The organism is Haliea sp. E1-2-M8 (assembly GCF_030649675.1).
Taxonomy (GTDB): Bacteria; Pseudomonadota; Gammaproteobacteria; order Pseudomonadales; family Halieaceae; genus Haliea.
Genome location: NZ_JAUTDR010000011.1, coordinates 106,382 through 122,032, shown reverse-complemented (window position 1 = coordinate 122,032; position 15,651 = coordinate 106,382). Strand labels below are relative to the sequence as shown.

The window sequence follows — 15,651 nt, the reverse complement described above, 5'->3', positions numbered from 1 at the left end:
CTACCTGACTCCCACTCAGAACCCTGCCTGCAGCCCCAGGTTGACGCGTTCGCGCAACTCCTTGCCGGGCTTGAAATGCGGGACATATTTCCCGGTAAGCTCGACCGTGTCTCCGGTCTTGGGATTGCGACCTCGACGGGGTTCGCGGTAGTGCAGGGAAAAACTGCCAAAGCCGCGGATCTCAATGCGCTCACCCGCGGCCAGCGCTTCCGACATGTGCTCGAGGATGGTCTTGACCGCAAGCTCCACGTCTTTCAGCGACAGCTGGGTCTGTCGGGCAGCGATTGCCTCGATCAATTCACTTTTGGTCATTGTCCCTCCGCCCCTGCACCCTTTTAATCCCGGCACTGTTGCATTCCGTACCGTTCAGACCATTGTGACGCTGCCGGGACTTTAGCGCAACTTGTTATTTTATAACGAAAAAAGGCCCACCCGAGGGTGAGCCTTTCAGTACCGATTCGCCCGCGGAGCGGGCTCCTACAAATGGTGGGAGCGCACTCTGTGCGCGATCAAGCTGATCGCCCGCGGAGCGGGCTCCTACAAATGGTGGGAGCGCACTCTGTGCGCGATCAAGCTGATCGCCCGCGGACAAGGTGCATGGCCGCGCAGCGGACAGAGAAGGTGGCCTGGGCCAGCGGGCTCCCACCGCGAGGGGATTACTTTTCCATCTGCGCCTTGATCAGGTCGCCGATAGTAGCGGGGGAGGAAGTTTCATCCTGGTCCTTCAGCGACTTGACCGCATCTTTCTCGTCGTCGAAGTCCTTGGCCTTGATCGACAGGGCCAGGCCGCGGTTCTTGCGGTCGACGGAGATGATCTTGGCTTCGACGCTGTCACCCACCTTGTACAGGCTGCGGGCATCGTCCACCTTGTCGCGGCTGATGTCGGAGGCCTTGAGGACACCCTCGACCTCGTCCGCCAGTTTGATGGTGACCGACTTGGCATCCACCTCGATCACTTCGCCGGTCACGATGGAGCCGCGATCGTTCTCGGCCACGTAGCCGGAGAAAGCGTCGTCTTCAAGCTGCTTGATGCCCAGGGAGATGCGCTCGCGCTCGGGGTCGATAGAGAGGATAACCGTCTCGATTTCATCGCCCTTCTTGTAGTTGCGCACCGCTTCCTCGCCAGTTTCGTTCCAGCTGATGTCGGACAGGTGTACCAGGCCGTCGATGTTGCCTTCCAGGCCGATAAAGATACCGAAGTCAGTGATTGACTTGATGCTGCCGGCAATCTTGTCGCCCTTGCTGTACTGGGAAGCAAAGGCGTCCCAGGGGTTCTGCTGGCACTGTTTGATACCCAGCGAGATGCGGCGACGCTCCTCGTCGATATCCAGCACCATGACCTCCACTTCGTCGCCCAGCTGGACGATCTTGGAGGGATGCACGTTCTTGTTGGTCCAGTCCATCTCGGACACGTGCACCAGGCCTTCCACACCCTCTTCCAGCTCGGCGAAGCAGCCGTAGTCGGTGAGGTTGGTGACGCGCGCCTTGACGCGGCTGCCTTCGGGGTAACGATTGGTGATTTCCACCCAGGGATCCTCGCCCAGCTGCTTGAGGCCAAGTGACACGCGATTGCGCTCGCGGTCGAACTTGAGGATCTTGACGTCGATTTCCTGGCCCACTTCGACAATCTCGGAGGGGTGCTTGATGCGCTTCCAGGCCATATCGGTAATGTGCAGCAAGCCGTCGACACCGCCGAGATCCACGAACGCGCCGTAGTCGGTGAGGTTCTTGACAATGCCCTTGACCGACATGCCTTCCTGCAGGGATTCCAGCAGGGCTTCGCGCTCGACGCTGTTGGCCGCTTCCATCACCGCACGGCGGGAAACAACCACGTTGTTGCGCTTCTGGTCCAGCTTGATGACCTTGAATTCGAGTTCCTTGTTCTCCAGGTGCGCGGTGTCGCGAACCGGGCGCACGTCAACCAGCGAGCCGGGCAGGAACGCGCGGATGGTGTTGATGTCCACGGTGAAGCCACCCTTGACCTTGCCGTTGATGACACCCTTGACCACTTCGTCCGCCTCATGCGCAGCTTCGAGCTCTTTCCAGGACTCGGCGCGCTTGGCTTTCTCGCGGGACAGCTTGGTCTCACCGAAACCGTCTTCCACGGTTTCCAGGGCGACCTGGACCTCATCGCCAATGCTCAGCGAGCAGTTGCCGGCGGCGTCGAGGAACTGGGCACGAGGAATCACGCCTTCAGACTTCAGGCCTGCGTGGACGGTGACCCACTCGTTATCGATGTCGATGACAACGCCGGTGACAATGCTGCCGGGTACCATTTCGACGGTCTTCAAACTTTCTGCAAACATTTCAGCGAAGGATTCGCTCATTACACATTACCTGTCAGTGAGATTACGGCGGGTATCCGCCTTGCCGCGCCTCCAGCTGGCACGGGTCATCCAGTTAAACCACTCCTGCGCCACTTCTGGAACCGGCGCCAGGAACAGTACCTGCCACACCATTGTAACCCAGCGAGCGTCAGCGGGTGAGTTCAGGCCAGGCCTTTCTCACGCGCCGCTGCCATCACTGCGGCAAACACATCGACAATAGGCATATGACTGCTGTCAATGACAAAGGCGTCTTCAGCGGGGACCAGCGGGGAAACGGAGCGGCTGCTGTCGCGCGCATCTCGCTCCTCGATGTCCTCAAGAAGGCGCGGGAGACTAACATTTTCTCCCTTTTCGAGCAACTGTCGATAACGGCGCTGTGCGCGCTCCTCGCTGCTGGCGGTGAGGAAGATTTTCAGCGGGGCGTCGGGAAACACCACCGTACCCATGTCGCGACCGTCGGCGACCAGGCCCGGCGGCTGCAGGAACTCGCGCTGACGCTGCAGCAGGGCCTCCCGCACCGCGGGAATGGCGGCAACCGTGGAAGCCCCGCGACCGCCCTCTTCGGTGCGGATCTCACGGCTGACATCGGTGCCTTTATACACCACCCGCACCTCGCCGTTGGCGTCGGTGAAAAATTCGACCTGCAGGTGGCGGGCCACTTCCGCCACCGCCGGCGCATCCTCCCAGGACACTCCTTCCATCACGCAGGCCTGGCCGGTGACGCGGTACAGGGCGCCGCTGTCGAGGAAATGCCAGTCCAGGGTATCCGCCAACAGGTGGCTGAGGGTGCCCTTACCGGCGCCGCTGGGGCCATCTACCGTGATTACCGACACCTTCGACATCAGTCGACCCGGGCCATGATCTGCAGGCCCAGTCCCCGGGCCAGGGCATCGAAACCGGGAAAGGAGGTAGCGACCGGGTCGCAATCGAGGATCCGTATCTCCGCGCTCGCGCGCAGGGCTGCTATGGCGAAGGACATGGCAATCCGGTGGTCGTGGCAAGTGTGGATGACTCCGCCCCCCAGGCCACCGCCGTCAATGATGATCCCGTCCTCCAGCACCTCGTTGGGCACACCCAGGATAGACAGCCCCGCGGCCATGGCGGCGATGCGGTCGCTCTCCTTGACCCGCAACTCCTCGGCACCGCGCAGGACAGTGCGCCCGCTGGCGCAGGCCGCGGCGATAAACAGGGCCGGAAACTCGTCGATGGCCAGCGGCACCTGGTCGCGGGGGATCTCGATGCCCGCAAGCGGTGCATGGCGCACATGGATGTCCGCGACCGGTTCCCCGCCCACCTCCCGCTGGTTTTTCAGGGTAATGTCGGCGCCCATCAGTCGCAGGATGTTGATGACCCCGGTACGGGTAGGATTGACGCCGACATGCAACAGCAGGAGGTCCGAGCCCGGAGCGATGCTGGCCGCCACCAGAAAAAAGGCCGCCGAGGAAATGTCGGCTGGCACATCAATTTCCGTTGCCAACAGGCGGCCGCCGCCCTCCAGGCTGATCACGCCGTTTTCGTTACCCACATGATAGCCGAAGCCTCGCAGCATGCGCTCGGTGTGGTCGCGGGTGGGCGCCGGCTCGGTCACCGAGGTTCTGCCCTCGGCATACAGTCCCGCCAGCAGGACGCAGGATTTCACCTGGGCGCTGGCCATGGGCAGGTCGTAGTGAATGCCGTGCAGGGCCCGGCCACCGTGAACCCGCAGCGGCGGTGTCCCGTCGGCCGAACCTTCGATACTGGCGCCCATCTGCTGCAGCGGCCCCATCACCCGGCCCATCGGCCGCTTGCACAGGGAGACGTCGCCGGTCAGCTCGCTGTCGAAAACCTGGCCCGCCAACAGACCCGCAAGGAGTCGCATGCTGGTGCCGGAGTTGCCCATGTCCAGCGGGCCCGCAGGCGCCCGCAGACCGTGCAGGCCGACGCCGTGGACGGCCACTTCACCATCGTCGGGACCCTCGATCGCTACGCCCAGGGCGCGCAATGCCGCCACGGTTGCCAGCGCATCCTCCCCTTCGAGGAAACCATTGATTCGGGTAGTGCCCTCGGCGATAGCACCGAGCATGATGGAGCGGTGAGAAATGGATTTGTCCCCGGGTACCCGCGCTTCGCCGCTGATGACACCGCCGGGCAGTAACTGGAATTCCATGGCTGGTCTCTACTCTCGGGGTTGGTGGGGTTCAGGCGGGGCGCTGGCCGCGGGCGGCAAGCTGTGCGGCAAAGGCATCGCGAGCACCCTTGGCCCGGCTGAAAGTCTCCAGCAACGCATCCGACTGCTGCTGGTCAATGGCGGCGCGCAATTCCAGCAGATGGTCGCTGAACAGGTCGATAGCCTGCAGCAGTGCCGGCCGGTTGGCAATGGCGATGTCCCGCCACATGACCGGGTCACTGGAGGCAATGCGGGTGAAGTCGCGAAAGCCGCCGGCGGCAAAGCGGAAAATGTCAGCGCTGGCAGCGCTTTGGGCCAGCGCATCCACCAGGGCATAGGCGAGGACGTGGGGCAGGTGGCTGGTCGCCGCCAGTACGCGATCGTGTTCCGCCACCCCCATATCGATGACCTCGGCGCCGGTGCTGGCCCACATGGCGCGCACCAGTTCCACGGCCGAGGCATCGTTGCCCGGCACCGGCGTCAGGATGACCCGGTGGTTCAGAAACAGGCCGGCGTCGGCCGCGTCCACCCCGCTGCGCTCGGACCCTGCAATGGGATGGCCCAACACCAGCCGCGGCGGCATTCCGCCCCACACGGCTTCGGCGGTGCGCTGCAGGTTGCCCTTGACGCTGGCCACATCGGTGATGACCGGCGGTTGGGCACGGTCCTGCAGGCGCGGCAGGATACGCTCCAGCATCTGCGCCGCCACCAGGGTCGGCGTGGCGATGACCAGAATATCGGCGGCGTCAACCGCCGCTTCGAGGTCCAGAGTGTAACTGTCGATAATACCCAGCTCCACACCGCGCTGCAGTGAGGCCTCGCGATGGCCCCAGCCGATGCAGCGCCGGCAGAACCCGTTGCCGCGCAGGGCCGCGGCCAGCGAGCCGCCGATCAGCCCCAGCCCCAGCACGACCACGGTGGGGCTGCTGGTGTCGCGCTCAGACACTGACTCAGCCACGGCTAGAGCACTGCCCGAGGGTAGGACCCGAGCGGTTTCAGCAGTATGGATTGCTCTTCCAGGTCGGCCACGATGCCGCGGATGGCCTCGTCCTGCATATGCCCTTCGAATTCAATGAAAAAGACGTAGGCCCACTTCTCTGTACGCGAAGGCCGGGTGTCGATGCGGGTCAGGCTGACACCGGCGCGGCGGAAGGGGTCCAGCAGGGTAAACAGGGCGCCGGGCTTGTTGCGGCTGGAGACTATCAGGGAGGTCTTGTCGCGGCCGCTGGGCGGCACCTCTTCGCGCCCCACCACCAGAAAGCGGGTGGTGTTGTCGGGGTAGTCCTCGATATGCTCGGCGAGCTTCTCCAACTGGTACAGCTCCGCCGCCATGTCCCCCGCCACCGCAGCAACTCCGGGGGTGGTCGCCGCCAGCCGCGCGGCTTCGCCGTTGCTGCTGACCGCTTCGCGCTCGACTTTGGGCCAGTGGCTGTCCAGCCAGTTGCGGCACTGGGCCAGCGCCTGCTGGTGGGCGCAGATACGGGTGATGGATTCCTCACCGATGCCGGGGGCCGCCAGCAGGTGGTGGACGATACGCATCTCCACCTCGCCGGAAATCTTCAGCGGCGAGTCCATGAAATTGTCCAGGGTATGGCTGACCATGCCCTCGGTGGAGTTCTCCACCGGCACCACGCCATAGTTGCATTCCCCGGACTCAACCTGGGCGAACACGCCATCGATGGTATTCTGGGGCACGCAGATAGCGGCATGGCCGAAATGCTTCAGCGTCGCGGCCTGGGTAAAGGTACCCTCGGGGCCGAGGTAGGCCACCTGCAGCGGACGCTCCAGCGCCAGGCAGGCGGACATGACCTCGCGAAAGATGTGCGCCACCGCGGAGCCGACCAGTGGGCCTTCATTGCGGTCGATGATCTGCTGCAGAATCTGGGCTTCCCGCTCTGGCCGGTAAAAGACCACCTCGGCCGCCGGCTCCCCCTTTTCCTGCGCCGCCAGAACCTCAGCCAGCTTGATCTCGGCAACGCGCTGGGCACAGCCGGCGCGACGCTGGATCAGCGCCTGGATTTCCCGGTCTATGGCGTCGATGTCCGCCCTGACCTGGTCGAGATCCCTGATATCTGCCATCAACCTGCCTGCCGCCTCAGCCCTTGCGCTGCTCAAAATCCAGCATGAAGGCGATCAGCGCATCCACTGCCGCCTCCGGCACCGCATTGTAGAGGCTGGCGCGCATTCCGCCCACCGAGCGGTGACCGCCCAGATTCAGCAGGCCGGCGGCTTCTGCATCCTGCTGAAAGACCTTGTCCAGGGCAGGGTCCGCCAGGGTAAAGGGTACGTTCATCAGTGAGCGGCTGGGCAACTCCACCGGGTTGGCGTAGAAGGCGCTGCTGTCTATGGTTGCGTACAGCTTCTCCGCCTTGCGCCGGTTGAGTTCAGCCATGGCCTCGAGACCCCCAAGATCCTTGAGCCAGGCAAACACCAGACCAGCCAGGTACAGGGCAAAAGTGGGCGGCGTGTTGTACATGGAATCGTTGTCGGCGGCGGTTTTCCAGTCCAGCATCACCGGGCAACCCGGGCGCGACCGTCCCAACAGTTCGCGGTGCACGATCACCAGGGTGAGGCCCGCGGGACCAATGTTTTTCTGCGCGCCGGCGTAGATGACACCGAAACGGGAGACATCCAGCGGCCGCGACAGAATGGTGGAGGACATGTCTGCCACCAGCGGCGCCGACACCTCGGGCACCCAGTGGAACTCGACCCCGCCTATGGTTTCGTTGGGAGTGTAGTGCAGATAGGCAGCGTCGGCGGACAGCTGCCAGCTGTCGCGGGCGGGAATGGTGCTGAAGTTGGTGTCCTCGGCGCTGGCGGCAACATTGGCCGCGCCGTAACGTTTCCCCTCGGCTATCGCCTTCTTCGACCACTGCCCGGTATTGATATAGTCGGCAGAACCGCCCTCCGGCAGCAGATTCAGCGGCACCGCGGCAAACTGGGTGCTGGCGCCGCCCTGTAAAAACAGAACCGCGTAGTCATCGGGGATGGCCAGCAGCTCACGCAGGGTGGTCTCGGCGTGTCCGGCGATGCCGACAAACTCCTTGCTGCGATGGCTCATCTCCATCACCGACAGGCCGCGACCATGCCAGTCCAGCATGTCGTTGCGGGCGGTTTCCAGCACCGGCTCCGGCAGGGCTGCCGGGCCGGCGCAAAAGTTGTACAAACGCGTCATTGCGGGTCTTTCCTCAGGTTGGCGGGAGTGCTGGACGCATCATTCCGGGACGTCTTCAGCCCCTTCAATAACTTCGATTTCCGGCTCGTCGATACGTTCGCAGCTGACCAGGAACTCATCCGGCCGGGTGCGGATCACGCGCACACCCTGGGTGTTCCGGCCCAGCAGGGACACCTCTTCAGCCCGGGTGCGGACCAGGGTGCCCTGGTTGGAAATCAGCATCAGCTCGTCGCCGTCAAACACCTGCACGGCGCCCACCAGGCGACCGTTCCGGGCGCTGGTAGACATGGCGATGACGCCCTTGTTGCCACGGCCCTTGGTCGGGAATTCCGCCGCTTCGGTGCGCTTGCCGTAGCCGTTTTCGCTTACAGTGAGGATGCGGCCGCCCTCGCGAGGAACAATGATGGAGATCAGCTGGTGGCCCGCGCCCAGGCGGATGCCACGCACGCCGCGGGCGGTACGTGACAAGTCACGTATATCTTCCTCGCGGAACCGCACCGCCTTGCCCTCGCTGGAAAACAGCATGACATCGCAGGTGCCGTCGGTAATGGCGGTGCCGATAAGCACGTCGCCCTCATCGAGCGCCAGGGCCCGCAGGCCGACGCTGCGCTGGCGGGAGAAGGCGGTCAGCGCGGTCTTCTTCACCGTGCCGCTGGCGGTGGCCATGAAGATGTACCAGCCTTCGGTATATTCGTTTACCTGCAGGATGGAGGTGACGCGTTCGCCGTTTTCCAGCGGCAGCAAGTTGACCATGGGCCGGCCGCGGGAATTACGCCCCGCCAGGGGAATCTGGTAAACCTTCAACCAGTACACCTTGCCCAAGTTGGTGAAGCAGAGAATGGTGGCGTGGGTGCTGGCGATCAGCAGGTGCTCGACGAAGTCCTCGTCCTTCACCGCAGTGGCGGTGCGCCCGGTGCCGCCACGGCGCTGGGCCTGATAGTCGGACAGGGGCTGGGTCTTGGCGTAACCACCGTGGGAGATGGTGACCACCCGGTCTTCCTCGGTGATCAGGTCTTCCACTGTAAGGTCGTGCTGGGACGCACTGATTACGGTCAGGCGGTCATCGCCAAATTCGGTGACGATCGCTTCCAGCTCTTCCCGGATCACCAGCTTGAGGCGGTCCGGATCGCCCAGGATTTCCAGGTAATCGGCGATTTCGCGCAGTTTTTCATCGTATTCAGCGAGCAGTTTTTCATGCTCGAGGCCGGTCAGGCGGTGCAGGCGCAGATCGAGAATGGCCTGGGCCTGGGCCGGGGACAGGAAGTACTGGCCGTCGTGCAGCCCGTAGCGGGGCTCCAGTTCATCCGGGCGGCAGGCGTCGTCGCCCGCACGCTGCAGCATGGCGGTCACTTCCCCCGGCGACCAGGAGCGGGCAATCAGACCCTCTTTCGCTTCGGAGGAACTGGGGGAGGCCTTGATCAGCTCGATGATCGAGTCGATATTGGCCAGCGCCACCGCCAGGCCTTCCAGCAGGTGGCCGCGCTCGCGGGCCTTGCGCAGCAGGTAGACTGTACGCCGGGTTACCACCTCGCGGCGGTGGCGGATAAAGGCCTCCAGGATCTGCTTCAGATTCAGCAGCTTGGGCTGGCCGTCGACCAGGGCCACCATGTTGATGCCGAATACCGCCTGCAGCTGGGTCTGGGCATAGAGGTTGTTGAGGACCACGTCGCCGATCTCGCCGCGGCGCAATTCGATAACGACCCGCATGCCGTCCTTGTCGGACTCGTCGCGCAGCTCGGAAATGCCCTCGATCTTCTTTTCCTTCACCAACTCGGCAATACGCTCGATCAGGCGCGCCTTGTTCAGCTGGTAGGGTAGCTCGTGAATGATGATCACGTCGCGGCCCTTGTTCTCCTCGCGGATCACCTCGGCCTTGGCCCGCACATAGATGCGGCCGCGACCCGTGCGGTAAGCCTGGATGATGCCCGCGCGACCATTGATGGTGGCGCCGGTAGGGAAATCCGGACCCGGAATGTGGTCCATGAGCTCATCGACAGTCATATCCGGATTGCCCATCAGAGCCAGGCAGCCGCTGACCACTTCGCGCAGGTTGTGCGGGGGAATGTTGGTGGCCATGCCGACCGCGATCCCGGAGGACCCGTTGATCAGCAGGTTGGGCACCCGGGTGGGCATGACCGCCGGGATCCGCTCGGTACCGTCGTAATTGTCGACAAAGTCGACGGTTTCCTTGTCCAGGTCCGCGAGGATGGCGTGGGAAATCTTGCGCATGCGGATTTCGGTGTACCGCATGGCAGCCGCGGAGTCGCCGTCGACGGAGCCGAAGTTACCCTGGCCGTCCACCAGCATGTAACGCATGGAAAAGGACTGGGCCATGCGCACAATCGTGTCGTAGACCGCCGAGTCACCATGGGGGTGGTACTTACCGATCACGTCACCGACGATGCGGGCAGACTTCTTGTAGCCCTTGTTCCAGTCGTTGTTGAGCTCGTTCATCGCAAACAACACGCGCCGGTGCACCGGCTTGAGGCCATCGCGCACGTCCGGGAGGGCGCGCCCCACAATCACGCTCATGGCGTAATCGAGGTAGGACTGCTTGAGCTCGTCCTCAATGTTGACGGGAAGAATTTCCTTGGCTAATTCACCCATGTACTACAGCTTCCTTAAATTACCTGCGATGAGCGTTCCTGATGCGCTGCACGGAACGGCTCCGGGCGGCTGCCCGGCGGCCGGACACAGGCCTCAGCCGGCCCCGGCACAAACCCGGAATTATACGGGAGAAGCCCGGCTGCCGCCATGTTTTTGCAGATTTTGGCCGCCGTTCGGGCAGTGATCGGGGATTTCCGGTTATACTTGCCAGCTCGCAAGTTGCGGCGGCCAGAACCTGCCTGAAGCGCGCCGACAGCGTTCACGATTACCCCGGGCCGAGGCTTCATGACCGCGCTACCAGACACCGTCGACACCCTCATCCACCCGGGCTGGATCCTGCCCATTGTGCCATCCGGCGCCGTGCTCACCGGCTACAGCCTGGCGGTCAGCAGCGGCCGCATCGCCGCCGTCCTGCCGCGCCCAGAGACCGCCCACCTGGTCGCCGGCGAAGTATTCGAGCTGCCCGACCACGCGCTGCTGCCCGGCCTGGTCAATGCCCACGGCCACGCGGCCATGTGCCTGCTGCGGGGCTACGCTGACGACCTGCCGCTGATGCCCTGGCTGGAGCAGCACATCTGGCCCGCCGAAGGCAGGCACGTGAGCGATGCCTTCGTCGCTGACGGGGTGGAGCTGGCTGTCGCCGAGATGCTGCGGGCCGGCACCACCACCTTCTCCGACATGTACTTTTTCCCGGAGGCCTGTGCCCGGGTGGCAGAGGCCCGGGGCATGCGCTGCCAGATCACTTTCCCCATCCTTGACTTTCCCTCGCCCTGGGCGCGGGATGCGGACGAGTACATCAACAAGGGCCTGGCGCTGCGGGACACCCTCAAGCACAGCAAGCTGGTCAGCCTCGGCTTCGGCCCCCACGCGCCCTACACCGTCAGCCAGTCCACCCTGGCCCGGGTCGCCACGCTTGCGGCGGAGCTGGATGTGCCGGTGCAGATCCACCTGCACGAGACTCGCGGCGAAGTGCTGCAGGCGGTGGAAACCAATGGTGAGCGGCCGCTGGACACCCTGCACCGTTTGGGCCTGCTGGGACCGCGCACCCAGTGTGTGCACATGACCGATCTCGGGGACCAGGATATTGCCCTGCTCGCCGAGACCGGCGCGCACGTGGTGCACTGCCCCCAGTCCAACATGAAGCTGGCCTCGGGCAGCTGCCCGGTCAGCAAGCTGCTGGCCGCCGGGGTCAATGTCGCGCTGGGTACCGACAGCGCTGCCAGCAACAACGACCTCAACCTGTTCGGCGAAATGCAGACCGCCGCACTGCTGGCCAAGCTGACCGCCGGCGATGCCAGCGCTCTGCCGGCCGCGCAGGCGCTAACCATGGCGACCCTGGGCGGCGCCCGCGCCCTGGGACTGGACGAGCAGATCGGCAGTCTGGAGCCCGGCAAGCTCGCCGACATGATCGCGGTAGACCTCAGCGGCCCGGAAACCCAGCCTCTGTACAACCCTCTCTCGCAAATCGTCTACGCCTGCAACGGCAGCCAGGTAACCCACAGCTGGATTGGCGGCGAGTTGCGGCTGCGCGACCGGCAACTCACAGGTTTTGATCTGGAGGCCCTGGGTCAACGCGGCCGCCACTGGCAACAACGGATTACAGGAACACACGCATGACCGCACAAGCGAACGTCGACCCGAAGGAAATCGCCAAATTTGAAGCACTGGCCTCGCGCTGGTGGGACCGCAACAGCGAGTTCAAACCCCTGCATGACATCAACCCCCTCCGCGCCAACTACATCGACGAGCATTCACCAGTGGCCGGCAAGACCCTGGTGGATGTGGGCTGCGGCGGCGGTATCCTGGCGGAGTCCATGGCCCATCGCGGCGCCCGGGTCACCGGCATCGACATGGGCGAAGCGCCGCTGGCAGTGGCGCGTATTCACCAGCTGGAATCCGGCGTCGATGTGGACTACCGCCAGACCACGGCGGAGGATCTGGCAGCGGAGCAACCCGGCCACTATGACGTGGTCTGCTGTCTGGAGATGCTGGAGCATGTACCCGACCCCGCCGCGGTGGTCGCGGCCTGTGCGGCGCTGGCAACCCCGGGGGCCTCCCTGTACTTCTCCACCATCAACCGCAACCCCAAGGCGTTCGCCTTCGCCATTGTCGGCGCCGAGTATGTGCTGAAACTGCTGCCCGCCGGCACCCACGAATACAGCAAGTTCATCAAGCCCTCGGAACTGGCGGCCTGGATACGGGCGGCGGGGCTGAGCCTGGAGGGAATGACCGGCCTGGTCTACAACCCTCTCAGCAAACAATACCGCCTGCACCCCCGGGACGTCTCGGTGAACTACATGGTGCGGGCCGTCAAACCGGCTGCGGCATGAAGCGCCCTGACCCGGCCGCGCTCAGGGCGGTCATCTTCGACCTCGACGGTACCCTGGTGGACACCGCCAGCGAGTTCGTGGTGGTGGTGCAGGCACTGCGCGCCGAATACGACCTGCCGCCGCTGGAGCCCGAGCGCATCCGCGCCAGCGTGTCCAACGGCGCCCGCGCCCTGGTGACCCTCGCTCTGGGCTCTGTGGAAACCGATCCGGCCTTTGAATCGCAGCGGCTGCGGCTGCTGGACCTGTACAGCGAAGTGCTGGGCAGCAGCGCGCGCCCCTATCCCGGTATTGAGGGCTTGCTGGCGGAGCTGGCGCAGCGCGGTATCGGCTGGGGCGTGTCCACCAACAAGCCCCGGGCCTATGCCGCGCCGCTGATGGCGCACCTCGCCCTGCAGCCGCCCCTGGGCAGCCTGGTCTGTCCCGATGATGTTGTCGAGCGCAAGCCGCACCCGGAGTCACTGCTGCGCAATTGCCTTGAGCTCGGCTGCCAGCCGCAGCAGGCGATCTACGTGGGTGACCACATGCGCGATATCGAGGCAGGCCTGCGCGCCGGCATGTTCACCATTGCCGCGCTGTATGGCTATATCGAGGCAGACGACAATCCGGCCCTGTGGGGCGCGGATGCGAGCGTTGACTGCAGCACGCAACTGCAGGACCTGATCCTGGCCCCCCACTAGCATTGGAGCAAGCATGGACAGCCACACCATCCCCACCGACTACAGCCCTGCGCAAGATCTGTTGCAGGACAAGGTAATCCTGATCACCGGCGCCGGTGACGGCATTGGCCGCGCCGCCGCCGAAAGCTACGCGGCCCACGGCGCCACCGTCGTCCTGCTGGGGCGCACCGTGGCCAAACTGGAAGCGGTATATGACGCCATTGAAGCGGCGGGCGGTGCCCAGCCCGCCCTGTTCCCGATGGATCTCGCCAGCGCCACCGAGGCAGACTACGCCAACCTGGCAGAGGCCGTGGCCGGCACCTTCGGGCACCTCGACGGCCTGCTGCACAACGCCGGCCTGCTGGGTGAACGGCGTCCAATCGCCAGCGCAACCTGGCCCGCCTGGGCGGAGGTGATGCAGGTCAACGTCAACGCGCAGTTTTTGCTGAGCAAAGCGCTGCTGCCGCTGCTGGAGCAGGCGCCCAGGGCTTCGATCGTGTTCACCTCATCCGGTGTCGGGCGCCGCGGCCGCGCCTACTGGGGGGCTTACGCGGTGTCGAAATTCGCCACCGAGGGGCTGATGCAGGTGCTGGCGGACGAACTGGAAAACACGTCGCGGATCCGGGTCAACAGTCTCAACCCCGGCGCCACCAACACCGCCATGCGCCGCACCGCCTACCCGGCGGAAACGCCGACGAAAAACCCGTCACCGGCGGTCATCATGCCGGCCTATCTGTACCTGATGGGGGACGACAGCGTCGGCGTGACCGGGCAGGCCGTGAACGCCCAGTCCTGATTTCCGGTCAACTTATCGCTTGCCCGGCTTGCGCGGTGAGCGCCGGCCGGGCGCAGTTGGCACTGGCCCCTTGCGCTTGCCGAACTGGCGTTCCATGACTTCCTTTTCCTTGACCGTGTTGCGCTTGACCTTTTTCGGTTCAAGTTTCGCCAGCTGGTACAGCGCCTTTACTTCCTTCGGGTCCATCTCCGCCCACTGACCCTGCTTGACCTTGGAGGGAATGAAGACATTGCCATAGCGCACCCGCTTCAGGCGGGAGACCGTAAGACCCTGGGATTCCCACAGGCGCCGCACCTCGCGGTTGCGGCCCTCCATCAGCACCACGTAGTACCAGTGGTTGATGCCGTCGCCGCCGCCGTCCTGGATATCGCTGAAGCGCGCGACACCGTCATCCAGCATCACCCCCTCCAGCAGGCGTGCGAGCACGTCCTCGTCGACGGCACCCATGACCCGCACCATGTATTCCCGTTCGATATTGGCGGAGGGGTGCATCAGGGCGTTGGCCAGTTCGCCATCCGTGGTGAACAGCAACAGACCGGATGTATTGAAATCGAGCCGGCCGATGGAAATCCAGCGCCCCGACTTGATCTTGGGCAGGCGCTCGAACACTGTGCGCCGGCCCTGGGGATCCTTGCGGCTGCAGACCTCGCCGGTGGGCTTGTGGTAGAGGATGCAGCGGGTCTGCTCCGCGGGGACCGGTTCCAGCGGCTTGCCGTCGATGCTGATGCGGTCGCGCTCGCTCACCCGGTCGCCGAGGGAGGCGCGCTTGCCCTCGACCTCGACCCGGCCCTCCTCGATCCAGCGCTCCATTTCCCGGCGCGAACCCAGGCCGGTGCGGGCCAGGACTTTCTGCAGTTTCTCGCCGGCGACTGTGGTCGCGCGAGGGGCGACCTCCGCGGCAGGTGGAGCCTCAAGCTTGCGTTTGCTCAATGGATTTGGTCCGGGTCAGGTGGCAGTTCATCGCTGCCAGCGGCGTCAGCAGCTGGCTCATTTTCCGTGGCAGCAGGCGTGTCCGTGAGGCCCGCATCGTTGGCGGCGGCCTCCAGGGGATCGTTGAACCCCAGCTCGGCGTTCAGGGTCTCCAGGTCACGAATTTCCGCCAGTGCCGGCAGCTGGTCCAGGTTCTTGAGATTAAAATAGTCGAGAAACTGGCGGGTAGTGGCATACATCGCCGGGCGACCGGGGACATCGCGGTGGCCGACGACGCGGATCCACTCGCGCTCGTGCAGGGTTCTGATAATGTTGGAGCTCACCGCCACGCCGCGGATCTCCTCGATCTCGCCGCGGGTAATGGGCTGGCGGTAGGCAATCAGCGACAGGGTTTCCAGCAGGGCGCGGGAATACTTCTGCGGCCGCTCCTGCCACAGCCTGGCCACCCAGGGGGCGAGGGACTGGCGCACCTGGTAGCGGAAACCGCTGGCCACCTCGCGCAACTCGTAGCCGCGATCCGCACAGCGCTCGGCAGCGGCGGCCAGGGCCTCGCGGATTGCAGCGGGCGCGGGCCGCTCGTGCTCTTCAAACAGCTCTCCCAGCTGGACCACGGTCAGCGGCCGGCCGGCTGCCAGCAGCGCGCCCTCGACAATCTGCACCAGGATGGAATCTGTTTCCGACATC

14 protein-coding genes are annotated in these 15,651 nt (G+C 64.5%); 4 read left to right on the top strand and 10 right to left on the bottom strand.

Features of this window, described 5'->3' with window-relative positions; translation table 11 throughout:
* Positions 1-15: 15 nt before the first annotated feature.
* From ihfB to gyrA, 8 genes are all read right to left on the bottom strand, one after another.
* Entirely contained in the window at positions 16-312 is a 297-nt protein-coding gene (ihfB, locus tag Q6D67_RS11155; protein WP_304705690.1) for an integration host factor subunit beta, read from the bottom strand.
* A 344-nt stretch (positions 313-656) separates the two neighbouring features.
* Positions 657-2,327 carry a 30S ribosomal protein S1 gene (gene rpsA / locus Q6D67_RS11150; RefSeq protein WP_304705689.1) on the bottom strand — a complete coding sequence of 557 codons (1,671 nt, stop codon included), beginning with the start codon at positions 2,325-2,327 and terminating at the stop codon, positions 657-659.
* A gap of 161 nt (positions 2,328-2,488) precedes the next feature.
* On the bottom strand, positions 2,489-3,169 hold the full coding sequence (gene cmk / locus Q6D67_RS11145; protein WP_304705688.1) for a (d)CMP kinase: 681 nt from the start codon (positions 3,167-3,169) through the stop codon (positions 2,489-2,491).
* The gene (gene aroA / locus Q6D67_RS11140; RefSeq protein ID WP_304705687.1) at positions 3,169-4,473 is read right to left on the bottom strand and encodes a 3-phosphoshikimate 1-carboxyvinyltransferase; all 1,305 of its coding nucleotides are present in this window, start codon (positions 4,471-4,473) and stop codon (positions 3,169-3,171) included. The genes cmk and aroA overlap by 1 nt, the downstream gene beginning before the upstream one ends.
* A gap of 31 nt (positions 4,474-4,504) precedes the next feature.
* Positions 4,505-5,419 carry a prephenate dehydrogenase/arogenate dehydrogenase family protein gene (locus tag Q6D67_RS11135; RefSeq protein WP_304705686.1) on the bottom strand — a complete coding sequence of 305 codons (915 nt, stop codon included), beginning with the start codon at positions 5,417-5,419 and terminating at the stop codon, positions 4,505-4,507.
* Positions 5,420-5,433: 14 nt separating this feature from the next.
* Positions 5,434-6,552: a prephenate dehydratase gene (gene pheA / locus Q6D67_RS11130; protein WP_304705685.1), complete on the bottom strand. Its 1,119-nt coding sequence runs from the start codon at positions 6,550-6,552 to the stop codon at positions 5,434-5,436.
* A 16-nt stretch (positions 6,553-6,568) separates the two neighbouring features.
* Positions 6,569-7,648, bottom strand: coding sequence for a 3-phosphoserine/phosphohydroxythreonine transaminase (serC, locus tag Q6D67_RS11125; RefSeq protein WP_304705684.1), 1,080 nt, complete (start codon positions 7,646-7,648; stop codon positions 6,569-6,571).
* A 39-nt stretch (positions 7,649-7,687) separates the two neighbouring features.
* Positions 7,688-10,255 carry a DNA gyrase subunit A gene (gyrA, locus tag Q6D67_RS11120; RefSeq protein ID WP_304705683.1) on the bottom strand — a complete coding sequence of 856 codons (2,568 nt, stop codon included), beginning with the start codon at positions 10,253-10,255 and terminating at the stop codon, positions 7,688-7,690.
* Positions 10,256-10,540: 285 nt separating this feature from the next.
* On the opposite strand from gyrA, the gene Q6D67_RS11115 reads away from it, so the two are divergent.
* From Q6D67_RS11115 to Q6D67_RS11100, 4 genes are read left to right on the top strand one after another with little or no spacing between them, the layout of a single operon-like run.
* Positions 10,541-11,872 (top strand): TRZ/ATZ family hydrolase, encoded by a 1,332-nt coding sequence (locus Q6D67_RS11115; RefSeq protein WP_304705682.1) that lies wholly within the window; start codon positions 10,541-10,543, stop codon positions 11,870-11,872.
* Positions 11,869-12,585 (top strand): bifunctional 2-polyprenyl-6-hydroxyphenol methylase/3-demethylubiquinol 3-O-methyltransferase UbiG, encoded by a 717-nt coding sequence (gene ubiG / locus Q6D67_RS11110; RefSeq protein WP_304705681.1) that lies wholly within the window; start codon positions 11,869-11,871, stop codon positions 12,583-12,585. Before Q6D67_RS11115 ends, ubiG begins: the two co-directional genes overlap by 4 nt.
* Positions 12,582-13,262 carry an HAD family hydrolase gene (locus Q6D67_RS11105; RefSeq protein ID WP_304705680.1) on the top strand — a complete coding sequence of 227 codons (681 nt, stop codon included), beginning with the start codon at positions 12,582-12,584 and terminating at the stop codon, positions 13,260-13,262. The genes ubiG and Q6D67_RS11105 overlap by 4 nt, the downstream gene beginning before the upstream one ends.
* Positions 13,263-13,275: 13 nt before the next feature.
* Entirely contained in the window at positions 13,276-14,037 is a 762-nt protein-coding gene (locus tag Q6D67_RS11100; protein WP_304705679.1) for a YciK family oxidoreductase, read from the top strand.
* 12 nt (positions 14,038-14,049) lie between these two features.
* Here Q6D67_RS11100 and rluB read toward each other — a convergent pair whose 3' ends face one another.
* Both rluB and scpB read right to left on the bottom strand, forming a co-directional pair.
* Positions 14,050-14,967 carry a 23S rRNA pseudouridine(2605) synthase RluB gene (gene rluB / locus Q6D67_RS11095; RefSeq protein ID WP_370551950.1) on the bottom strand — a complete coding sequence of 306 codons (918 nt, stop codon included), beginning with the start codon at positions 14,965-14,967 and terminating at the stop codon, positions 14,050-14,052.
* Positions 14,964-15,650 carry an SMC-Scp complex subunit ScpB gene (gene scpB, locus Q6D67_RS11090; RefSeq protein ID WP_370551949.1) on the bottom strand — a complete coding sequence of 229 codons (687 nt, stop codon included), beginning with the start codon at positions 15,648-15,650 and terminating at the stop codon, positions 14,964-14,966. Before scpB ends, rluB begins: the two co-directional genes overlap by 4 nt.
* Between the last annotated feature and the right edge of the window lies 1 nt (position 15,651).